The organism is Micromonospora sp. ATA51, from assembly GCF_016802855.1.
Classification (GTDB): domain Bacteria; phylum Actinomycetota; class Actinomycetes; order Mycobacteriales; family Micromonosporaceae; genus Micromonospora; species Micromonospora sicca.
In genome coordinates this window covers 1-21,246 of sequence record NZ_JAEVHJ010000098.1, presented here as the reverse complement: position 1 = coordinate 21,246, position 21,246 = coordinate 1, and the positions used below count along the sequence as shown (strand labels likewise).

The following is a 21,246-nucleotide window of genomic DNA, read 5'->3' as shown; positions in this document are numbered from 1 at the left end:
GGACGCCGGGGCGGCGCTCGTCCACCCCGAGCAGCTCGACGTCCGCCGGGTCGTGCTCGGCCGCGGCGGCGAGCAACTGGTGCGGCAGGTCGAAGACCGCCACGCCGGTGCCGGAGGAGCCGAGCACCGCGCAGCCCATCGCGCCCGCGGTGCCCTCGCCGCCGCGGCGGCCGTAGACGGCGGCCAGGAAACCGGGCATGGCCCCGTCGTGCCCCACGTGCAACACGCGCTGCGGCTGCGGCACCAGGATCAGGCCGAGCCCGAAACCGGCCACCCAGAGCGTCTCATCGGTGGTGGTGAGCGGCCAGCGCATCTCATCGAGGGTGGCCGGGGCGAGCACCGCGCCGGTCGAATCGAGCGCGGCGGGGTCGGCGAGGAAGGCCGCCCAGCGGGCCATGTCCGGGGCCGTGCTCCACAGCTGGGCGGCCGGGGCCACCGCCCCGAAGTCGGTCGGCGGCTCGGGGTGGGCCTCGTCGGAGTACGCGTCGACCAGGAACCCGGTCGCGGCCCGGTCGCCGGGCGTCGGGCCGGTGGCGGTCAGCCCCAGGGGGACGAGCACCCGCTCGGCCAGCACCTCCGCCCAGGTGCCGCCGCGCAGCCGGCCGACCAGCTCGCCGAGGAGCGCCATGCCGAGGTTGGAGTAGTGGTAGCGCCGGCCGGTCGGCAGCACCCGCTCGACCCGGGCCAGGTCGGCGAGCAGCTCGTCCACGCCGGGCGCGCGCAGCGAGTCCCAGACGTCGCCGTACGGCTCGCGTTGCAGGCCCGCGGTGTGCGACAGCAGCCGGCGTACCGTCAGCTCGCCGTGCGCCGGCAGGTCGAGGTGCCGGCCGATCGGGTCGTCCAGGTCCAGCAGGCCGTCGTCCCGGCACTGCATGACCAGCACCGAGGTGAAGGTCTTGGTGACCGAGCCGATCCGGAACACCGACTCCGGGCCGACCGGCGTGTCGTTGCCCGTGTCGCCCACCGCGCAGCTCCAGAGCGGGCGATCGGCCCGGTGCAGGGCGGCCGAGATCGCCGGCACCCGGCCCCGGGCCTGCGCCTGCCGCACCATCCGTTCCAGCCGGTCGTTCACGGTGATCATGCCAGCAGTGTAAGGAGCGGGCCGCCGTGGAGCCCTCAGCGGGCGAGCATCGGGCCGAGCGGGGCGCCGCCGAACAGGTGCGCGTGCGCGTGGAAGACCTCCTGGCCGGCGTACGACCCGGTGTTGAACATCAGCCGGAAGCCGTCCGCGAGCAGCCCCTCCTCCTCGGCCACCACGGCGGCCGTGGCCAGCACCTCACCGGCCAGGCCCGGGTCGCCCTGGGCGAGGGTGGCCACGTCCGCGTAGTGCTCCTTCGGGATGACCAGCACGTGGACGGGCGCCTTGGGGTCGATGTCCCGGAAGGCGAGGGTGGTGGCGGTCTCCCGCACGATGGTGGCCGGGATCTCCCCGGCGACGATCCGGCAGAACAGGCAGTCGGTTCCCATCCGGGCATGCTAAGCGCTGCCCGGACCCGCCGCGCCGCCACCGGCCGCGCCGGGCATGATGTCCGGCGTGACTTCTCGGGCGGTACTGGTGACGGGGGCCTCGCGCGGCATCGGCCGCGCGGTGGCGCGGGCGTTCGCGGCGGGCGGGGACCGGGTGGCGATCCACCACCGGGACTCGGCGGAGCTGGCCGAGCAGCTGCGCGACGAACTGCCGGCGACGGCCACGTGGTGGTCCGCGCCGACCTGGCCGACCCGGACGCGGTCCGGGCGATGGTGGACGAGGCGGCGGAGCGGCTCGGCGGGCTGGACGTCCTGGTCAACAACGCCGGCGTGTACGGGCCGCGGACCTGCCGCACCCGGTCTTCGGCAACACCTATGAGCAGTGGCGCCAGCAGTGGCGGCTGGTGCTGGAGACCAACCTGACCGGGGCCGCCAACGTGACCTGGTGCGCCGCCCAGCACATGCGGGAGCGGGGCGGGCGGATCGTCAACGTCTCCTCCCGCGGCGCGTTCCGGGGCGAGCCGCAGCAGCCCGCGTACGGGGCGAGCAAGGCGGGGCTGAACGCGCTCGGTCAGTCGCTGGCCCTGGCCCTCGCCCCGTACGGCATCGCGGTGGCGACCGTGGCCCCCGGCTTCGTCGAGACGGACATGACCACCGAACACCTCACCGGCGAGAACGGTGCCGCCATCCGCGCCCAGAGCCCGTTCAACCGGGTCGCCCGCCCCGAGGAGATCGCCGCCGCCGTCCACTGGCTGGCCAGTCCCGAGGCGGAGTGGGCCTCCGGCACCATCGTCGACCTCAACGGCGCCTCCTACCTGCGCACCTGACCCCGCCGCTCGCGGCCCGGCACTCGACGCCCGGCACTTGAGGCGCGGCACTCAGGGCTTTGCACTCAAGGCCCGGTGCTCGATGCCCGGTGCTCGATGCGAGCGCTCGATGCGGGCGCGGACATTCCCTACGCACGCTTTGCTCTGCTGCAGCCCACGCAACACTCCCGGGCCGTGAGTGTTGCGTGGGCTGCAGCAGAGCAAAGGGCGTGCTGGAACTCCTCTGGCGGGCGGGGCGACTCACGCGAGTTGCGGGAGACGGCGGCATCACGTGCGCCGGACACACCGTAGTTTCCGGAACATCGTGTGGATCTTCAGCCAGCGACCGGCGGAGACGGCGGGAAGGGCGGAGACGGCGAAGCTCATCACGCGGACGGCAAGCCGGCTGCGGACGCGCGGGTCACCAGCGCGCGAGGCGGGTGGCGAGGACGGCGAGGGCCGCCACGCCGGCCGTGGAGGTGCGCAGCACCGACGGCCCGAGCCGGACCGGGCGGGCGCCGGCCTCGCGGAAGGCCGACAGCTCGGCCGGGGCGATGCCGCCCTCCGGGCCGACCACCAGCACGATCTCGCCCGTGGCGGGCAGGTCGGCGGTGGTCAGCCGCTCCTCGGCCTCCTCGTGCAGCACGAACGCGCCGGCCGCCCCGGCGATCCGCCGGACGACCGTCTGGGTGGACTCGTCCGGGGACCCGGCCACCACCGGCAGCCAGGCCCGGCGGGCCTGCTTGGCCGCCTCCCGGGCGGTCGCCGCCCACTTCTCCCGGGCCCGTACGCCCCGGTCGCCGCGCCACTGGGCCACCGAGCGGGACGCCGCCCAGGGCACGATCTCGTCGACCCCGACCTCGGTCATCGCCTGCACGGCCAGCTCACCCCGGTCGCCCTTGGCGATGCCCTGTACCACCACGACACGCGGGACGGACGCGTCGGTGTACCCCCGGGAGGTGACCTGGAGGTCGAGGGTGCCCCTGCCGACGGCGGTGACCACCGCGGCGGCCGTGCCACCCCGACCGTCGGCCAGCAGCAGTTCCTCGCCGACCCGCAGCCGCTGTACGTTCGCGGCGTGGTGCCCCTCGGGGCCGTCCAGCGTCAGTGCGTCACCGGTGGGCAGCGCCTCCACCAGGAACAGCGGGGCGGACACGTCAGGCGTGCCCGTTGAAGGCGTCGCGCATCCGGGAGAAGAAGCCGCCCTGCTTGGTCAGCTCGGCAACCTCCTCGCCCCGGGTCTTGGCGAAGTCGCGCAGCATCCGCTCCTGGTCGGCGTCGAGCTTGGTCGGCGTCCGCACGTCCAGGTGGACGTAGAGGTCGCCGCGGCCGGTGCCGCGCAGGTGCGGCACGCCCCGGGCGCGCAGCCGCAGCGTGCTGCCCGGCTGGGTGCCCGCCTTGACGTCGACCGTCTCCTCGCTGTCCAGCGTCTTGATGGTCAGCCGGGTGCCGAGCGCGGCGGCGGTCATCGGCACGGTGACCCGGCAGTGCAGGTCGTCGCCCTTGCGGGAGTAGACGTCGTGCGGCCGCTCGCGGATCTCCACGTACAGGTCGCCGGCGGTGCCGCCGCCCGGGCCGACCTCGCCCTGCTGGGCCAGCCGGATCCGCATGCCGTCCTCGACCCCGGCCGGGATCTTGACGGTCAGCGAGCGGCGGGTCCGCACCCGGCCGTCGCCGGCGCAGGTCGGGCAGGGGTGCGGGATGGTGGTGCCGTAGCCCTGGCAGACGGTGCACGGCCGGGCGGAGACCACCTGGCCAAGGAAGGTCCGCTGCACCGACTGCACCTCGCCCCGGCCGCCGCACGCCTCGCAGGTGGCCAGGTGGGTGCCGGCCGCGGTGCCGGCGCCGGAGCAGGTGGTGCAGAGCACGGCGGTGTCGACGGTGATCGGCGCCTCGACGCCGAACGCGGTCTCGTGCAGGTCCAGCTCCAGCCGCAGGATCGCGTCCGCGCCCGGCCGGGTCCGCGGGCGCGGCCCCCCGGGCGCCGCCCGCGGCGCCGCCGAAGAAGGCGTCCATGATGTCCTGGAAGCCGACGAACGGGCCGGCCCCGCCGGGACCACCCGGACCGCCGGCGCCCCCGCCGCCCGGCGCGAGCGGGTCGCCGCCCAGGTCGACGATCTGCCGTTTCCGGTCGTCCGAGAGGACCTCGTACGCGGCGTTGATGTCCTTGAACTTCTCCTGTGCCTCCGGGTCCGGATTGACGTCCGGGTGGAACTGCCGCGCCAGCTTGCGGTAGGCGCGCTTGATCTCGTCGTCGGAGGCCTCCCGGCTCACGCCGAGAATGCCGTAGTAGTCCCTGGCCACTGCGTTCCGTGTCCTCATGTTCGTCTCGCGTTGCGCCGGTCGGCGGCCGGAGCCGGCCGTCGGCCCTTACTGGTCAGTTCTGGGCCAGCAGCTCGCCCACGTAGCGTGCCACGGCCCGCACCGTGGCGATGGTGCCGGGGTAGTCCATCCGGGTGGGCCCGAGCACCCCGAGGCCACCGACGATGGTCGCCCCCGGTCCGTACCCGGTGCTCACCACCGAGGCGGCGCGCAGGTTGTCGATCTCGTTCTCGTCGCCGATCAGCACCCGGGTGGTGCTGGGCTCGGCCTCGCCGATCAGCTTGAGCAGCACGACCTCCTCCTCGAGCGCCTCAAGGATGGGGCGCAGCGAGCCCTGGAAGTCGAGCAGTCCACCGCGGGTGAGGTTGGCCGTCCCGGCCAGCGCGATCCGCTCCTCGTGCCGCTCCACCAGCGTCTCCAGCAGCACGGTGGAGAGCGTGGTCATGGCACCCCGCAGGTGCGGGGCCGACTCCTCGACCAGCGCCTGGACCAGCGGCGGGGTCTCCGAGAGCCGGCTGCCGACCAGCTTCTCGTTGACCAGCCGGCGCAGGTCGATGACGTCGTCGGCGGCGATCGGCGCGGGCAGCTCGACCAGCCGCTGCTCGACCCGCCCGGTATCGGCGATCATGACCAGCATCAGCCGGGTGGTGGAGATCGGCACCAGCTCCAGGTGGCGCACCGAGGAGCGGGCCAGGCTCGGGTACTGCACCACGGCGACCTGGCGGGTCAGCTGGGCCAGCAGCCGGACCGTGCGGTGCACCACGTCGTCCAGGTCGACCGCGCCGACCAGGAAGCGCTCGATGGCCCGGCGCTCGGCCGGGCTGAGCGGCTTGACCCGGGAGAGCCGGTCGACGAAGAGCCGGTAGCCGCGGTCGGTGGGCACCCGGCCCGCGCTGGTGTGCGGCTGCCGGATGTAGCCCTCCTCCTCCAGCACCGCCATGTCGTTGCGCACCGTCGCCGGGGAGACGCCCAGCTGGTGTCGCTCGACGAGGGCCTTGCTGCCGACCGGCTCCTGCGTGGCGACGTAGTCCTCGACGATCGCGCGCAGCACGGCGAGCTTGCGGTCGTCGAGACCCATCTCCCCACCTCCTGAAGCACCTCGACCCGCCGGTGGTCCGGGGCGGGCCGGGCACCTGGCACTCGACTGTAGCGAGTGCCAGTCTACGTCGGCGCCACCCCTGACGCGATGATCAGCGACGGACCACGGGGGTCCGGCCCGCCACCCAGCACGGCGCCAGAGCCGTTCAGCCGGACATCCCGGGCGATCTCGCTCTGGTGCGCCTTGCGGGCAACCCCTACCGTGACGTCCATGACTGAACCACCTCGCCCTCCCGGAGCGGGGGACGCCGGCGCTCAGCCGCCGGACCCGACCCCGCCGTCGGCACCGTACGGCTCGTCGGCGGACGAGCCACCCACCGCACCACTGTCCGGGGCGCCGGGCGCGGGCGGCTATCCCCCGCCCGGTGGCTATCCCCCGCCCTCCGGCGGCCAGCCGCCGTCGGGTGGCTACCCACCTCCGGGCGGCTATCCGCCGCCGGGCGGCGGCTATCCGACCGGCGGCGCGTACGGCGCCAGCGGCGGCTGGGCCAACAACGAGGACAAGACCTGGGCGCTGGTCGCGCACTTCGGCGGCGCGGCGGCGATGTTCGTCAGCGGCGGCGTGCTGGGCTGGCTCCCGCCGCTGGTCGCCATGCTGGCCCGGGGAAACCAGTCGCCGACGGTGCGTCAGCACGCGGTCGCGGCGCTCAACTTCCAGCTGCTCTGGTCGATCGTCGGCCTGGTCGGCTGGGTCCTGGCCTGCATCGTGATCGGGTTCCTCGCGGTCGGCGCGGCGGTCATCATCGGCGTCCTGTTCGGCATCCTCGCCGGCGTCAAGGCCAACGAGGGCCAGCTCTACCGCTATCCGATGAGCATCAGCCTGGTCAAGTGACGCCCCGCCGGCCGGCCCGCGGGTCGGCCGGGCGATCGGCGGTCAGGGCAGCAGGTCGCGGACCACCGCGTCAGCCAGCAGCCGGCCGCGCAGCGTGAGCACCGCCCGGCCGGCCGCGTACTCCGGCGCGGCCAGCAGCCCGCCGGCCAGGGCCCGCTCCGCCCCGGCCCGCCCCGCGTCGTCCAGCACGTCCAGCGGCAGCCCGGAGGCGAGCCGCAGCCGCAGCATGACGTCCTCCATGTGCGCCTCGTCGGGCGTGAGCACCTCCCGGGCCAGGCCCGGCGACCCCCCGGCGGCGAGCCGCTCGGCGTACGTCGTCGGGTGCTTGACGTTCCACCAGCGCACCCCGCCGACGTGGCTGTGCGCCCCCGGTCCGAGGCCCCACCAGTCGGCGCCGGTCCAGTAGAGCAGGTTGTGCCGGCACCGGGCCGCCGCCGAGCGGGTCCAGTTGGACACCTCGTACCAGGAGAAACCGGCCGCGTCGAGGGCGCCTCCGCGGCCAGGTAGCGGTCCGCCGCCACGTCGTCGCTCGGGTACGGCAGCTCGCCGCGCCGCATCCGCGCGGCCAGCCGGGTGCCGTCCTCCACGATCAGGGCGTACGCGCTGACGTGGTCGACCCCGGCCGCGACGACCTGCTCCAGCGAGGCGGCGAAGTCCTCGGCGCGCTCCCCCGGCGTGCCGTAGATCAGGTCCAGGTTCACGTGGTCGAACCCGGCGTCGCGCGCCTCGAGGGCGGCGGTGGTGGCCCGCCCGGCGCTGTGCTTGCGGTCCAGGATCGCCAGCACGCCCGGCGCGGCGGACTGCATGCCCAGCGAGATCCGGGTGTAGCCGGCGGCCCGCAGCGTCTTCAGCGACTCCGGCGTGACCGACTCGGGGTTGGCCTCGGTGGTCACCTCGGCGTCGGCGGCGAGCCCCCAGGTGCGGTCGATCCCCGCCAGAATGCGGGCCAGGTCGTCGGCGGGGAGCAGGGTCGGCGTGCCGCCGCCGACGAAGACGGTGTCGACCCGTCGCGGCGGCGTGTCACCGAACACCCGGCCCGCGAGGGCCAGCTCGGCCAGCACGGTGTCGGCGTACGACTCGCGGCTGGCCCCGCCGCCCAGCTCGGCCGCCGTGTACGTGTTGAAGTCGCAGTAGCCGCAGCGGCTGGCGCAGAACGGGACGTGCACGTACACGCCGAAACCGCGCGCGCCGACCGCGCGGGTGGCGGCGGCGGGCAGCGACCCGTCACGCGGGACGGATTCACCTTCTGGAAGAGCGCCGGGCATGGCAACTAGTGTGCCCGGCATGACCTCTCCGGACGCTCTCGTGCGGGTCGCCACGGCCCGTGGGGTGACCACCCTCACCCTGGACAGCCCGCACAACCGCAACGCGCTCTCCACCCCGCTGATGACCGGGCTGCTGGCCGGGCTGGCCGCGGCGGTCGCCGACGACGCGGTCCGGGCGATCGTGCTGGACCACACCGGCCCGGTCTTCTGCTCCGGCGCGGACCTGAAGGAGACCGCCGCCGCGTACGCCAGCGGGACGGTGCCGGCCGGGATGCTCGGCGACGTGCTGGTGGCGGTGCGGGAGTGCCCGAAGCCGGTGCTGGCGAAGGTGGCCGGGCCGGCGCGGGCCGGCGGGCTGGGCCTGATCGCGGCGGCCGACCTGGCGGTCTGCGCCGAGGAGGCGACCTTCGCCTTCACCGAGGTGCGGATCGGGGTGATCCCGGCGGTCATCTCGGCCACCGTGCTGCCCCGGCTGAATCCCCGGGCCGCCGCCGAGCTGTACCTGACGGGGGACACCTTCGACGCCGCCGGGCCGCCGAGATCGGTCTGGTCACCGCGGCCGTGCCGGCGGCCGGGCTGGACGCGGCGGTGGCCCGTTACTGCGACTCGCTGGTCCGGGGCGCGCCGCGGGCCCTGGCGGGCGCCAAGGAGCTGCTGCGCCGGCCGGCCCCCACCGACCTGCGCGCCGAGATCGCCGAGTTGGCCGCCCTCTCCACCGGGTACTTCCTCTCCGACGAGGGCCGGGAGGGCGTTCTCGCCTTCCGCGAGAAAAGGGACGCGGCCTGGGTGCCGACCGGGAACGCCGCCGGCTGACCACGGACGCTCGCGGTGGCCGAGTGGTGACGGAACGGGAGGCAACCGGTCGGACGACCCGGGCGGCGCTCCGGGGGACGTACGCTTGGCGGACTGTCGAACAGGAGGTGCGGGTGCGAACTCGGGCAATCGGGGCAGCCGGTGTGGTGGTGGCGGTCGTCGCCCTCCTCGGGATCTGGTTCGTGGCCCGGCACGTCGCGCCCCAGCTCCGCCTCCCGGCGGCCAGCCGCACCTGCACCGTCCAGGCCGACGGCCGGGTCGTGCTCGGCGCCGACCAGATGGCCAACGCGGCCACCATCGCGGCAATCGGCGCACAGCGCCGGATGCCCGAGCGGGCCGTGGTGGTGGCGCTGGCGACGGCGTACCAGGAGTCGCACCTGAAGAACCTCGCCCACGGCGACCGGGACTCGCTCGGCCTGTTCCAGCAGCGCCCGAGCCAGGGCTGGGGCACCGCCGAGCAGATCCAGGACCCGCGCTACGCGGCGGACCGGTTCTACGCGGCGCTGAAGAAGGTCAAGGGCTGGGAGGAGCTGCGGGTCACCGAGGCCGCCCAGCGGGTGCAGCGGTCGGCCTATCCCGAGGCGTACCAGAAGTGGGCGGACGAGTCGCAGGTCCTCACCCGCGCGCTGCTCGGCCATGCGACCGGCGCGGTGGCCTGCACGGTCGGGCCGACGCCGGCGATGCGCGGCCAGGCCGCCGCGGCCGCGCTGATCCAGGGGCTGACCCTCGACTGGGGGTTGCCGGGCGTGGCCTCCCCGACCGACCTGACCGGCCTGGCGGTGTCGGCGACGGACAGCCGCAACGGCTGGCGGTACGCCCACTGGCTGGTGTCGCACGCCGACGACCACGGCGTGAAGCGGGTCCGCTTCGGCGGCCTGGAGTGGACCGCCGAGCAGGGGACCTGGACCAAGGTGGCCGACGGGCGGGCGACCCCGACCCAGGTGCTGGCGGAGGTCTTCGCCGACACGTAGGCCGGCCAACCGGCCACGGTCAGGGGCGGCTGCCGGAGAGCCGGCGGCGGGCCTTCTCCCGGATCGCTCGGGCAGCTCCGGGGCGTCCAGCAGCCGGGGCAGCAGCGCCGGCTCCAGGCTCGTCGCCCGGAACACCTCGCCGATCGTCACCCCGTGCGCCGGGCGCGCCACCACCTCGACCGGGTCGCCGGCGCCGACCTCACCCTCCCGCAGCACCCGCAGGTACGCCCCGGGCGCGGCCCGCGCGGTGAACCGCTTGATCAGGTCGGGCATCCCCCAGAAGCCGGCGAAGGTGGTGCACGGCGTGCGGGGCTTGGTGACCTGGAGCAGTGCGTCGCCGATGGCCCACTGCTCGCCGATGACCGCCCCGGTGACGTCCACCGCGTACGTGGTCAGGTTCTCGCCGAAGCCGCCGGGCCGGATGCCCCGGCCCAGCTCGGCCGCCCACCAGTCGGCGTCCTCCTCGGCGTAGGCGTAGACGGCCTGGTCGGGCCCGCCGTGGTGGGCCCGCTCGCCGATGAAGTCGCCGGCCACCCCGTCGACCCGCAGCAGCACCGGACCGTCGACCGGCCGCTTGTCGATGCCGCTGCGACCGCTCGGGTCGCCCGCCCACTCCGCCTCGGTGACCACGCCGAGGTTCACCGCCGCCAGCCTGCCCGTCATGGCGGTGAGCCTAGTCGGGCGCGGATCGGCGGGACAGCCGGTGATCAGCCCTTGACGGCGCGGCCACCAGGCCGGAGACCATCCGGCGCTGCACCAGCAGGAAGAAGACGATCACCGGCAGGGTGAACAGCGTCGAGGCGGCCATGACCGACCCCCAGGCGGTGTCGTCCCGCCCGAAGAAGAAGGTCATCGCCACCGGCAGGGTGTACCTGTCCTGGTCGTTGATGAAGGTCAGCGCGAAGATCAGCTCGTTCCACGCGGTGATGAAGGAGAAGATGCTGGTGGCGACCAGCCCCGGGGCGACCAGCGGGAAAAGGATCCGCCGGAAGGTCTGGGCCCGGCTCGCGCCGTCGATGGCCGCGGCCTCCTCCAGTTCCTTGGGCACCGCCGCCACGAAGCCGCGCAGCATCCACACGGCGAACGGCAGCGAGAAGCCGAGGTAGGTGAGGATCAGGCTGGGCAGCGTGTTGTAGAGCCCGAGCCGCTGGATCATCAGGAAGAGCGGGATGACCAGCGCTTCCAGCGGGATCATCTGGACCACCAGCAGCAGGATCAGGAACGTGGTGCGCAGCCGGAACCGGAACCGGGCCACCGCGGTCGCCGCGAGCAGCGCGACCAGGCCGCTGAGCAGCACCGTCGCCAGCGCGACCAGGGCGCTGTTGAGGAAGAAGTCGGCGAAGGTCACGCCCGGGATCAGGTTGCCGGTGAGGATCTCCCGGTAGTGCTCCAGGGTGGGCTCCGCCGGCACCGGGCGCGGCGTGGCCGAGAAGATCTCCCGGTTCGGCTTCAGCGAGGTGGCGATCATCCAGTAGACCGGGAAGGCCGCGAAGAGCGCGACCAGCAGGCCGGCGCCGTTGAGGGCGAACTTCTTCACGACTCGTCCTCCTGCCGGAGCACCATCCGGACGTAGACACCGGTCACCACGAGCAGGATCAGGGTGAGGATGACGGCGATCGCCGCCCCGAGGCCGTACTTGGGCGGCGGTGAGAACGCCTCCGCGTACGAGTAGATGGAGAGCATGAACGTCGACCGGTCCTGGGTGCCGCCGGCCAGCACGAACTGCTGGGTGAACACCTTGAAGTCCCAGATCGTGGAGAGCACCACCAGGATGCCGAAGACCGGTCGCAGGGTCGGGAAGGTGACCGACCAGAAGACCCGCCACGGCCCGGCCCCGTCCACCCGGGCGGCCTCCTGCAGCTCGCTCGGCACGCTCTTCAGCCCGGCCAGCACGCTGACCGCGATGAACGGGAACGAGTGCCAGACCACCACCAGGGTCAGGATCGAGAAGAACAGCAGCGGATCGTTGAACCAGCCGTAGCCGGTCCAGTCGCTGCGCCCGAAGAGGGCGGTGGAGAGCCCGTCGGGAAGCTTGTTGAACAGCCAGGTGACCAGGCCACTGGTGTCGTCGAAGATCCACTTCCAGACGATGGTGCCGGTCAGCGCCGGGGTGGCCCAGGCCAGCATCACGCAGCTGGCGACGAAGGTGGCCATCCGCTTGCCGAGCCGGTTGAGCAGCAGCCCGACCAGGGTGCCGAGGATCATCGTCAGCACCACGTTGGCCGCGGCGAAGAGCACCGTGTTGCGCAGCACCGTACGGAAGAACGGGTCGCCGAGGATCTGGGCGTAGTTGTGGAACCCCACCCACGGCCACTCGCGGTCCCCGCGCAGCTGCCGGACGCTGTCCAGCTTGTAGAAGGACATGCCCACCACCTGGCCGAGGGGCCAGAGCAGCAGCACCCCGATGATCAGCAGGCAGGGCAGGAGCAGCAGGTACGGCAGGCGGTCGACGCGGCGGCCTCGCCGGCGCTCTTGGTCAGTAAGCTCACTTGCTGTTCAAGATGCCTTCCATCTCGGTGGCCGCGTCGGCGGTGGCCTTCTCGACCGTCTTCTGACCCTTGATGACCGAGCTGTTCATCGCCTGGGTCACCGTCTTGGTCCGGCTGACCTCGACCCACTTCGGGGTGAGCGGGGTCAGCTTGGTGTTCTGCATGGTGGTGGCGAACGCGGCCATCACCTTGTCGTTGGCGTAGTTGCCGCCGCCGACCAGATCCTGGTAGACCGGGAAGAAGTTGAGGCTGCTGGCGAACTCCTGGTCCTTCTGCTTGCTCAGCAGGACGGTCAGGTAGTCCCAGGCCAGGGCCTGCCGCTTGCTGTCCTTCCAGAGGGCGATGTCGGAGCCGCCCGCGAAGGCCGGGGCCGGCTTGCCGTCCGGGCCGGGGATGGGGAACGTGCCCCACACCTTCTCGATCTCCGGGTTGTCCTTCTTCATCGCGCCGCCCTGCCAGCTGCCGGCGAAGGCCATCGCCGCCTTGCCGGTGGCGAACTGGGTACGGGCGTCGACCTCGTTCCAGCCGGCGGCGGCCGGCGGGGCGACCTTGTGCACGGTCACCAGGTCGGTCCAGAACTTGACCGCCTTCTGCGCCTCCGGCGTGTTGTAGCCGGACTTCCAGGTGTCGCCCTGCTTGGTGGCGATCTCGCCGCCGGCGGCCCAGAGGAAGGAGTAGAACGGCAGCTCGGAGTTGCCCGGCAGGGCGATGCCGTAGGTGCCCGGCTTCTTCGCCTGGACGGCCTTCGCGGTGGCGACCAGCTCGTCCCAGCTCGTCGGCGGCTGCACGCCGGCCTCGGCGAACCAGTCGGTGCGGTAGTAGATGGCCCGCACGCCGGCGTACCACGGCACGCCGTACTGCTTGCCGTCGAGCTGGGCGTTCTTGACCAGGTCGGGAAGGATGTCCTTGCCCTCGGACCAGCCGTTGAACTTGTCGGTGACGTCGGCGAGGGCCTCCTGCGCCGCCCAGCCCTGGGTCTCGGTGTTGCCGAGCTCGGTGACGTCCGGCCCCTCGCCGCCGGCGAGCGCCGCCTGGAACTTCTTCGGCGCCTCGAGCCAGGGGATGTACTGGACGACCACGTCCGTCTCGGGGTGCTTCTTCTTGAATTCGGCCTCGACTCCGTCGAGGAACTTGGTCTGGGCGTCGCCGCCCTCGCCCATTATCCAGACCGTCAGCTTGCTGTTGTCCGCGGCCTTGTCGTCGTCACCCGAGCCACCGCAGCCGGCGAGCACCATCGCGGCCGAGGCCACGATGGCGGTGACCGGCGCCAGCCGCTTCCACCTGTTCACGCCCATATCTCCCTCGCGCCGTCTGGCACTAACCTTCTGCGCCGCACCTTAGTAGGAAAAAATCCTTTACGACAGGGGGTAGTCGTGCGGACCGGGCGAGGCGACCGTATCGCAGGGGGCGGGGGCGGGGGCAAGCGTGCCGGGACGGCAGGTCGCGGGCGTCCGGGGCGGCACGCACGACGCGGGCGCCGACCTTCCGGTCGGCGCCGCTTCAGCAATTCAGGGTGTGTCAGTACCGGGAGACGCTGCGGCGACGACCCACGCCGGCCACCAGGGCCACGGCGATGGCGGCGAACAGGACCTGCAGCAGCAGCTCCCGCCAGTCGATGCCGGCGGTGTCGGCGAAGCCCGAGGCGCGGGCGACGATCGTGCCGAGCAGCGCGGCGCCGACGCCGATCAGCATGTGCAGCCACATCGGCATGTTCTGACGGCCCGGTACGACCAGGCGGCCCAGAGCGCCGACGATGAGACCAACGATGAGCGCGGTGATGATGCCCCAGACGGTGAGCTCCACGGTCGCTCCTCCTTCAGTAATCGAGTCACACGCTGTCGTGTGTTTCCTGCCGTCACCGCCAATTGCCCGACCGGCCGAAAACCCAAACCGACTCGGGTGACGAAGGCATCCTGGGGGTCGAATCCGTGGAATATTTCGCGGTGCGGCCGCACCTGGACACAATGCGGAACGGGCGCGACCTGCCGGTCGCGCCGTTTCGGCAGTTCAGGCTGGGTCAGTAGCGGGAGACGCTGCGGCGACGACCCACGCCGGCCACCAGGGCCACGGCGATGGCGGCCACCACGACCTGGACCAGCAGTTCCAGCCAGTCGATACCGGCGGTCTCGGTGGCGATGCCCAGCGCCCGGGCGATGACCGTACCGAGCAGCGCGGCGCCGATACCGATCAGCATGTGCAGCCACATCGGCATGTTCTGGCGACCCGGAACGACCAGGCGGCCCAGAGCGCCGACGATGAGACCAACAACGATGGCGGTGATGATGCCCCACACGGTGAGCTCCACGGTCGCCCTCCTTCTTCAGAAGTTTCACACGGTGTCGTGTGGTTCCTGTCGTGACCGCTAAGTGCCCGAGCGACCGGAAATCCAAACCGAGTCAATCTGCCGGACGTCGTGCAAGGTCGATGTCCGGGCCGCGCGTCGGTTCGGGCAGCAGGCGACACCCCGCAGGTGGGAGCGGGTGCCGGCCGACCCGACGACGGCGTCCGGGACGGGAGAAATTCATCGACGGTACGACCACGAACGGCGGCGCCCCGCGCGGAGGACCCGGGTGCGGGTCGCTCCGGCGGGGCGCCGGCCGTGCTGGGGTGACGCGAGCGGGGCTACTTCTTGCCGGGGGCCTTGCCGTCCCCGGAGTCGGAGGAGAGCGCGGCGATGAAGGCCTCCTGCGGCACCTCCACCCGGCCGACCATCTTCATCCGCTTCTTGCCTTCCTTCTGCTTCTCCAGCAGCTTGCGCTTCCGGCTGATGTCACCGCCGTAGCACTTGGCGAGCACGTCCTTGCGGATCGCCCGGATGGTCTCCCGGGCGATCACGCGGCTGCCGATGGCGGCCTGGATCGGCACCTCGAACTGCTGGCGGGGGATCAGGTTGCGCAGCTTCGCCGCGATGGTGACGCCGTAGTTGTACGCCTTGTCCTTGTGCACGATCGCGCTGAACGCGTCCACCGGCTCGCCGTGCAGCAGGATGTCGACCTTGACCAGCTCGGAGGCCTGCTCGCCGGATGGCTCGTAGTCCAGCGAGGCGTAGCCCTTGGTGCGGCTCTTGAGCTGGTCGAAGAAGTCGAAGATGATCTCCGCGAGGGGCAGGGTGTAGCGCAGCTCCACCCGGTCCGCGGAGAGGTAGTCCATGCCGAGCAGGCTGCCCCGGCGACCCTGGCACAGCTCTATGACGGCGCCGACGTAGTCGTTCGGGGTGAGCACGGTGGCCCGGACGACGGGCTCGTACACCTCGGCGATCTTGCCGGTCGGGTACTCGCTCGGGTTGGTCACCACGATCTCCTGGCCGTCCTCGGTGATGGCCCGGTAGACCACGTTCGGCGCGGTGGAGATCAGATCGAGGTTGTACTCGCGCTCCAGCCGCTCCCGGATGATCTCCAGGTGCAGCAGGCCGAGGAAGCCGCAGCGGAAGCCGAAGCCCAGCGCCCCCGACGTCTCCGGCTCGTAGTCGAGCGCGGCATCGTTGAGCTTGAGCTTGTCCAGCGCCTCGCGCAGGTTCGGGTAGTCCGACCCGTCGATCGGGTAGAGGCCCGAGTAGACCATCGGCTTCGGGTCCTTGTAGCCGCCGAGGGCCTGGGCCGCCGGCCGCGAATTGATGGTGACGGTGTCACCCACCCGGGACTGGCGGACGTCCTTCACTCCGGTGATCAGGTAACCCACCTCGCCGACGCCGAGTGCGTCGGCCTTCACCATCTCCGGCGAGATGACGCCGATCTCCAGCAGCTCGTGCACCGCGGCGGTGGACATCATCTTGATCCGGTCGCGCGCGCTGATCCGCCCGTCAATCACCCGGACGTAGGTGACCACGCCCCGGTAGACGTCGTACACCGAGTCGAAGATCATCGCCCGGGCCGGGGCGTCGGCGTCGCCGACCGGGGGCTGGAACTGCCGGACGATCTCGTCCAGCAGGTACGGCACGCCCTCGCCGGTCTTGCCGGAGACCCTGATGCAGTCCGCCGGGTCGCCACCGATCAGGTGGGCGAGCTCCTCGGCGTACTTCTCGGGCTGGGCGGCCGGCAGGTCGATCTTGTTGAGCACCGGGATGATGCGCAGGTCGTTCTCGAGCGCCAGGTAGAGGTTGGCCAGGGTCTGCGCCTCGATGCCCTGTGCGGCGTCGACCAGCAACACGGCTCCCTCGCAGGCGGCCAGCGACCGGGACACCTCGTACGTGAAGTCGACGTGCCCCGGCGTGTCGATCATGTTGAGCACCGCGTGCTCACCGGCCCGCTCACCCTCGCGGATGGTCCACGGCATCCGGACGGCCTGGCTCTTGATCGTGATGCCGCGCTCGCGCTCGATGTCCATCCGGTCCAGGTACTGGGCACGCATCTGCCGGGGGTCGACCACGCCGGTGAGCTGCAACATCCGGTCGGCCAGGGTCGACTTCCCGTGATCGATGTGGGCGATGATGCCGAAGTTCCGGATGCGACCGGGGTCGGTGGCACCAGGAGCATTCGCGCCGGGATCGAGCTTCGGTGGCACAGCGGTCCGTTCTGGTCGGCTGACGTGAGGGGGCCGGCACGCGCCGGCCCCCTCTATCTCCCACGTCGCTCCGGACGCGGTCCGATCACTCCTGGCTGCCGTCGAAGGCCCGATCGGTCACTCCGCCGGCGGCTCGACGAAGAGGGCGGCGAGCCGGGGCAGCCGGCGACGCGCCTCCTCGTCGTCGTCGAAGTCCCAGAAGTCGTTCAGATCGGGCACCGGCACCGGGTCGCGGTCCGCCGGCAGGTCGGCCGCGGTGGCCTTCCGGTACGCCTCCCAGGGCACCGCGAGCATGTCCTCGCACTCGAACTCCTCGCCGCTGAGCGCGGCGGCCCGCACGCGGGGCAGCTCGGCGAGGGAGTCGGGGGCGGCGACCGCCCGGGCGAACACCGCCCGGCCCTGGGTCATCAGCCAGCCACGGAAGTACTCGAAGCCGTCGCCGGAGGCGCCCCCGTTGATCAGATAGGCCGCGCCCCACAGGTCCACCCGGTAGGACGCCGCGAGCACCCGCCGCTGGTGGTGGGCGTACTCGACGATGTCGTCCGGGTCCCGCTCGGCCAGCAGGGCGACCGCCCGGGCGGCGATGGCGTCGGGCTCTCCCCCGCCGCCCTCCCGGGCCCGGTCGATCAGCTGCCAGAAGTCGTCGGTCCGCATGGCTGGCAGTCTGGCAGAGCCGACCGACACCCGACCGCCGGCACGACCGGGCGGGCACCGTCGGGCAGCATGGGCGGGTGCCCGCGATCTCGCTGCCCCCGGTGCCGTACGACGCCACCGCCGTGCGCCCCGCCTGGGCGGCGCTGCCGGCCGGCCTGCGGGACGCGGTCGCGGGGCGGCTCGGCGGCCCGCCGGTCGCGGTACGGTGGCCGGCGCCGGATTCACCCGGGGCTTCGCCGCCGTGCTGGAGACCGCCGACGGCGCGCGGGCCTTCCTGAAGGCGGCCTCGCTGACCACGCAGCGGCACCTGGTCGACTGGTACGCCCACGAGGCCGCCGTCCTCGCCCGGCTCCCCGCCGGCCTGCCGGTCCCCCGGCCACGGTGGGCGCTCACCGAGGCCGGCTGGTACGCGGTCTGCCTCGACGCCGTCGACGGCGCCCCGCCCCGGCTGCCCTGGGACCCGGCCGAGCTGACCGCCACCCTCGCCGCGTACGCCGAGGTCGCGGCCGCCCTCGCCGAACCACCGGCGGAGCTGGTCAGGCTCGGGCTGCCCCGCCTCGCCGACCTGGCCCGCGACGACATCCTCTGCTGGGGCGAGGTTGCCGCCGGCCGGGAGCCGGCGCCGGAGCTGCCGCCCTGGGCCCGGCCGCGGCTGCCCGAGCTGGCCGCGCTGGAGTCCCGCCTCCCGGCGTACGCGGACGCCTCCCCCGCCGGGTCGGGCCGTTCGCCAACCGGGTTGATCCACTGCGACCTGCGGGTGGACAACGTGCTGATCGACACCGCCGGTCGGGCCTGGATCTGCGACTGGAACTGGCTCTGTCACGGGCCGGCCTGGTTCGACCTGGCCGGCCTGTTGATCACCGCGTACGCCAGCGGCCTCGCCGCGGACGAGGCGTTCGCCACCCACCCGGCGGCGGCCGGCGCGCCGCCGGACGCGCTCGACGTGACCCTGGCCGCACTGTCCGGGTACCTCCTCACCAACGCGGCCGCCGGCCCGTCCTCCGCGTCGCCGCACATCCGAGCCCACCAGCGGTGGAGCGGCGACCAGGCGCTCAGCTGGCTGGCCGCCCGGCGGAGCTGGGGCTGAGTCGTTTTGGCTCGTCCCGGCCGACCTGGTAACCTGGCTCTTCGCGCAGCGATGACGCATGCTCGTCGCGCGTGAAGCAGACCAAACCGAGCTATCAAGACGAGGCTGTCGCGTGGCGAACATCAAGTCCCAGATCAAGCGCAACCGGCAGAACGAGAAGCGCCGGCTGCGTAACAAGTCGGTCAAGTCGTCGCTGAAGACCGCCATCCGCAAGTTCAACGAGGCTGCGGAGGCCGGTGACGCCGAGAAGGCCACCGTCCTCATGCGTGACGCCGCCCGCAAGCTGGACCAGGCTGCCAGCAAGGGCGTCATCCACGCCAACCAGGCGGCGAACCGGAAGTCGGCGATCGCGAAGCGCATCGCCTCGTTCTCGGCCTGACAAGCGCCGGTAGATCTGCCGGAAGCCCCGGGCACTGACCCGGGGCTTCCGGCTGTCTGCGTCTGGGATCGCGCCCGCTGCCACCGTCCGGCTCTCGGCCGGCACGCCCTCGTCGGGCCCCGGCGCCCGGGTGCGGTCGGCTCAGCGCATCGGGTCGTGCCGGACCGGGTCGGTCCAGGTGCCGCCCTCGTCGTACCGGGCGACCTGGTCGCCGGGGCGGGCGGCCCGCAGCGTCGGGTCGGAGGCGAGGACCACCCCGGGCAGCGCGCGCGGGGCGGACGGCACGCGGGCCCGGCCGACCACCGGCTCCATCTGCCGGCGGAACCGGTCCCGTTCCTGCTCCGGCACGAGCGCCGCGGTGCGGACCACCACCTCGGCGACCATGTCGTTGAGCTTCACCATCGCCGCCACGGCGACCGGCAGCACCAGCACCGCCCACCAGCTGACCAGTTCGGCGAGGGCGAGCAGCACGGCGAGCGCGATCGAGCCCTCGAAGAAGAGGAAGCACAGCACCCCGCCGGGGTTGACGAACCGCAGCCCGAGGACCCGGGCGTACAGCGGTCGGTACCGCTCCTGGTCGGTGGGGACCGTCGCCCAGCCCGTCCGGGGGGATCGGGTCACCGGGCGCCGCCCTGCCGGGCGGCGGCGACGGAGAAGACGGCCCGCTCCAGCGCGTACGCCCGGTCGTCGGCGCCGCCCTTGACGGCCGCGTTGCACTCGGCGGCGGCGCGCATCGCCTGCACCAGGCCCTCGGGTGTCCAGCCCCGTCCCTGCCGCTGCGCCCGCTCGATCTTCCAGGCCGGCATGCCGAGGCTGCTGGCCAGCTGGTACGGGCTGCCCCGCCCGGCGGAGGCCACCCGGGCCACCGTGCGGACCCCGTCGGCGAGCGCGTCGGCGATCGGCACCGGGTCGACGCCGACGTGCAGCGCCCAGCGCAGCGCCTCCAGCGCGGCAGGCACGTCACCGACCATGGTCGCGTCGGCGACGGTGAAGCCGGTCACCTCGACCCGGCCGCGGTAGTAGCGGGCGACCGTGTCGGCCCCGATCCGGCCGTCGGTGTCGGCGATGAGCTGCGAGCAGGCGGCAGCCAGTTCCCGCATGTCGGTGCCGACGGCGGCGATGAGCGCCTCGGCCGCGTCGTCGGTGCACCGGCCGCCGCCCCGGCGGATCTCGTCCCGGACGAAGGCGACCCGCTCCCGGTGCCCCTTGAGCTTGGCCGCCGGCACCACGGTCGCACCGGCCGCGCGCAGCCCGTCGGCGAAGGCCTTCCCCTTCGCGCCGCCGAGGTGCAGCACGACGAGCTGAACCTCCGGGTCGGGGTTCTTCGCGTACGCCAGCAGCGCGGTGACCAGGTCCTTCCGGGCGTCCTGCCCGGCGTGCAGCACGAGCACCCGCCGGCCGCCGAAGAGCGACGGGCTGAGCATCTCGGCGATCTCCCCCACCGCCACGGCGCTGGCCTGGTACTCCCGGACGTCCACGTCGGGGTCGACGGCGCGCGCGTCGCGACGGCTTCGCTGACCGCTCGCGTGGCGAGCAACTCCTCGTCGCCGAGGACGAGCAGAATGGGGGGCAGGCTGGCGGGGGTCACGTCGCCCATATTCGCACGGCCCTCGACCGGATCGTGCCTGCTCATCGGCGACTGTGACGGCAGAGCCCGCACTCAGCGCGAATCCCGACATTTAAGCCGATCCACCCGCTATAGCAACAAGCCGCCTCCATTGGTCGGTCACTCCGCCGATCGTCGCCGGCCGGTCGAGGCACGCCGGCTCGCGCCGGGATGTGCGGGCTGTTGCGAGCCGGCGGGCGTGGGCGCCACGGGTGTCACGGCTGCCGCCCGGGTCGGGTGCCGCGGGCCACCACCGCCAGTCCACGCCGGTCCCGGACCACCGCGAGGTCGCCGTCGATGTCCGTCCGCAGGACGCGGGCACCGACGCGGGTCAGCCGGGCCAGCAGCCCGGGATTGGGGTGCCCGTAGTCGTTCCCGGCACCCACCGACACCAGCGCGACGGCGGGCCGGACCGCGTCGAGGAACTCCGGGTCCTGGTACGCCGAGCCGTGGTGGGCGACCTTCAGGACGTCGGCCCGGAAGGCGGCGGACGGCGACGCCTCCAGCAACGCCCGCTGCTCCTCGGTCTCGGCGTCGCCGGGCAGCAGGATCCGCACTCCGGCCACGGCGGCGGCCAGCACCAGCGAGTTGTTGTTGGGATCCGACCGGCTGCCCCGCAGCGGGTACGGCGGGCCGAGCGCGACCAGCGCCACTCCCCCCGCCCGCCAGCTCCAGCCCACCGGCGCGGTACGCAGGCTCGCCGCACCGCCCAGCGCGGCGACGCGTACCTGGTACACCCCGAAGGCCGGCTCCGACCACTGTGGGGTCAGCACACCCGCCACCCGGCGGCCCCGGAACACCCCGGCGACCCCGCCGACGTGGTCGGCGTGGAAGTGGCTGACCACCAGCAGCGGCACCTCGCGTACGCCGAGCCGGCGCAGGCAGCCGTCCACACCGGCCGGTCGGGCCCGGCGTCGACGACCACCGCCCGACCGGCGGCGACCGGCAGCCACCAAC

General features: G+C 73.0%; 17 protein-coding genes and 8 pseudogenes. 7 read left to right on the top strand and 18 right to left on the bottom strand.

Translation table 11 applies throughout. The features are described 5' to 3' along the window. Both JNW87_RS17140 and JNW87_RS17135 read right to left on the bottom strand, forming a co-directional pair. Positions 1 to 1,081 (bottom strand): serine hydrolase (locus JNW87_RS17140; protein ID WP_238454033.1); only part of this gene is annotated, 1,081 nt, incomplete at its 3' end. A 35-nt stretch (positions 1,082 to 1,116) separates the two neighbouring features. Beyond that, positions 1,117 to 1,467, bottom strand: a complete 351-nt coding sequence (locus JNW87_RS17135; RefSeq protein WP_109800929.1) for a histidine triad nucleotide-binding protein — start codon at positions 1,465 to 1,467, stop codon at positions 1,117 to 1,119. Positions 1,468 to 1,522: 55 nt separating this feature from the next. Here JNW87_RS17135 and JNW87_RS41525 point away from each other — a divergent pair. Further along, positions 1,523 to 1,890 (top strand): annotated as a pseudogene (locus JNW87_RS41525) (SDR family NAD(P)-dependent oxidoreductase). Next, the gene (locus tag JNW87_RS41520; protein WP_255420189.1) at positions 1,872 to 2,294 is read left to right on the top strand and encodes an SDR family NAD(P)-dependent oxidoreductase; all 423 of its coding nucleotides are present in this window, start codon (positions 1,872 to 1,874) and stop codon (positions 2,292 to 2,294) included. The pseudogene JNW87_RS41525 and the gene JNW87_RS41520 overlap by 19 nt, the downstream one beginning before the upstream one ends. 400 nt (positions 2,295 to 2,694) lie before the next feature. Here JNW87_RS41520 and JNW87_RS17125 read toward each other — a convergent pair whose 3' ends face one another. From JNW87_RS17125 to JNW87_RS17110, 4 genes and pseudogenes are all read right to left on the bottom strand, one after another. After that, positions 2,695 to 3,429 carry a 16S rRNA (uracil(1498)-N(3))-methyltransferase gene (locus JNW87_RS17125; RefSeq protein ID WP_109800930.1) on the bottom strand — a complete coding sequence of 245 codons (735 nt, stop codon included), beginning with the start codon at positions 3,427 to 3,429 and terminating at the stop codon, positions 2,695 to 2,697. Position 3,430: 1 nt separating this feature from the next. Continuing rightward, positions 3,431 to 4,577 (bottom strand): annotated as a pseudogene (dnaJ, locus tag JNW87_RS17120) (molecular chaperone DnaJ). A 73-nt stretch (positions 4,578 to 4,650) separates the two neighbouring features. Then, positions 4,651 to 5,673, bottom strand: a complete 1,023-nt coding sequence (hrcA, locus tag JNW87_RS17115) for a heat-inducible transcriptional repressor HrcA (RefSeq protein WP_109800932.1) — start codon at positions 5,671 to 5,673, stop codon at positions 4,651 to 4,653. 83 nt (positions 5,674 to 5,756) lie between these two features. Next, positions 5,757 to 5,906 (bottom strand): hypothetical protein, encoded by a 150-nt coding sequence (locus JNW87_RS17110; protein ID WP_238454032.1) that lies wholly within the window; start codon positions 5,904 to 5,906, stop codon positions 5,757 to 5,759. Between JNW87_RS17110 and JNW87_RS17105 the strand changes: the two genes are divergently transcribed. Next, positions 5,905 to 6,525, top strand: a complete 621-nt coding sequence (locus tag JNW87_RS17105; RefSeq protein WP_109800933.1) for a DUF4870 domain-containing protein — start codon at positions 5,905 to 5,907, stop codon at positions 6,523 to 6,525. The two genes, JNW87_RS17110 and JNW87_RS17105, sit on opposite strands and share 2 nt — an antisense overlap. Positions 6,526 to 6,567: 42 nt before the next feature. Here the strand turns inward: JNW87_RS17105 and hemW are convergent. Continuing rightward, positions 6,568 to 7,790: pseudogene (hemW, locus tag JNW87_RS17100) on the bottom strand (radical SAM family heme chaperone HemW). A gap of 19 nt (positions 7,791 to 7,809) precedes the next feature. Here hemW and JNW87_RS17095 point away from each other — a divergent pair. Together JNW87_RS17095 and JNW87_RS17090 are read left to right on the top strand one after the other, a co-directional pair. Further along, positions 7,810 to 8,603: pseudogene (locus tag JNW87_RS17095) on the top strand (enoyl-CoA hydratase-related protein). Between the two features lie 107 nt (positions 8,604 to 8,710). Beyond that, a complete protein-coding gene (locus JNW87_RS17090) occupies positions 8,711 to 9,574 on the top strand; it encodes a hypothetical protein (RefSeq protein ID WP_201749534.1) in 864 nt (287 codons plus the stop codon). Between the two features lie 19 nt (positions 9,575 to 9,593). Here JNW87_RS17090 and JNW87_RS17085 read toward each other — a convergent pair. From JNW87_RS17085 to JNW87_RS17050, 8 genes and pseudogenes are all read right to left on the bottom strand, one after another. Continuing rightward, positions 9,594 to 10,237: pseudogene (locus JNW87_RS17085) on the bottom strand (MOSC domain-containing protein). Between the two features lie 10 nt (positions 10,238 to 10,247). After that, positions 10,248 to 11,111: a carbohydrate ABC transporter permease gene (locus JNW87_RS17080; RefSeq protein ID WP_238454031.1), complete on the bottom strand. Its 864-nt coding sequence runs from the start codon at positions 11,109 to 11,111 to the stop codon at positions 10,248 to 10,250. Next, positions 11,108 to 11,974 carry a carbohydrate ABC transporter permease gene (locus tag JNW87_RS17075; protein WP_238454030.1) on the bottom strand — a complete coding sequence of 289 codons (867 nt, stop codon included), beginning with the start codon at positions 11,972 to 11,974 and terminating at the stop codon, positions 11,108 to 11,110. Before JNW87_RS17075 ends, JNW87_RS17080 begins: the two co-directional genes overlap by 4 nt. A gap of 85 nt (positions 11,975 to 12,059) precedes the next feature. Next, the gene (locus tag JNW87_RS17070) at positions 12,060 to 13,352 is read right to left on the bottom strand and encodes a sugar ABC transporter substrate-binding protein (RefSeq protein ID WP_109800940.1); all 1,293 of its coding nucleotides are present in this window, start codon (positions 13,350 to 13,352) and stop codon (positions 12,060 to 12,062) included. 229 nt (positions 13,353 to 13,581) lie between these two features. Then, a complete protein-coding gene (locus JNW87_RS17065; RefSeq protein ID WP_089013026.1) occupies positions 13,582 to 13,866 on the bottom strand; it encodes a GlsB/YeaQ/YmgE family stress response membrane protein in 285 nt (94 codons plus the stop codon). Between the two features lie 214 nt (positions 13,867 to 14,080). Next, positions 14,081 to 14,368, bottom strand: a complete 288-nt coding sequence (locus JNW87_RS17060) for a GlsB/YeaQ/YmgE family stress response membrane protein (protein ID WP_238454028.1) — start codon at positions 14,366 to 14,368, stop codon at positions 14,081 to 14,083. Positions 14,369 to 14,685: 317 nt separating this feature from the next. Then, entirely contained in the window at positions 14,686 to 16,563 is a 1,878-nt protein-coding gene (gene lepA / locus JNW87_RS17055; protein WP_109805729.1) for a translation elongation factor 4, read from the bottom strand. 117 nt (positions 16,564 to 16,680) lie between these two features. Continuing rightward, positions 16,681 to 17,217, bottom strand: coding sequence for a DUF4240 domain-containing protein (locus JNW87_RS17050; protein WP_109805728.1), 537 nt, complete (start codon positions 17,215 to 17,217; stop codon positions 16,681 to 16,683). Between the two features lie 77 nt (positions 17,218 to 17,294). On the opposite strand from JNW87_RS17050, the pseudogene JNW87_RS17045 reads away from it, so the two are divergent. Both JNW87_RS17045 and rpsT read left to right on the top strand, forming a co-directional pair. After that, a pseudogene (locus JNW87_RS17045) lies at positions 17,295 to 18,304 on the top strand (phosphotransferase). 112 nt (positions 18,305 to 18,416) lie between these two features. After that, positions 18,417 to 18,683, top strand: coding sequence for a 30S ribosomal protein S20 (rpsT, locus tag JNW87_RS17040; protein WP_109799657.1), 267 nt, complete (start codon positions 18,417 to 18,419; stop codon positions 18,681 to 18,683). A 141-nt stretch (positions 18,684 to 18,824) separates the two neighbouring features. Here the strand turns inward: rpsT and JNW87_RS17035 are convergent, their stop codons facing one another. The 3 genes and pseudogenes from JNW87_RS17035 to JNW87_RS17025 form a co-directional block, all read right to left on the bottom strand. Continuing rightward, positions 18,825 to 19,304 carry a hypothetical protein gene (locus JNW87_RS17035; protein ID WP_109799656.1) on the bottom strand — a complete coding sequence of 160 codons (480 nt, stop codon included), beginning with the start codon at positions 19,302 to 19,304 and terminating at the stop codon, positions 18,825 to 18,827. Continuing rightward, a pseudogene (gene holA / locus JNW87_RS17030) lies at positions 19,301 to 20,280 on the bottom strand (DNA polymerase III subunit delta). The gene JNW87_RS17035 and the pseudogene holA overlap by 4 nt, the downstream one beginning before the upstream one ends. 224 nt (positions 20,281 to 20,504) lie before the next feature. Next, a pseudogene (locus JNW87_RS17025) lies at positions 20,505 to 21,246 on the bottom strand (ComEC/Rec2 family competence protein); the annotation flags it as partial.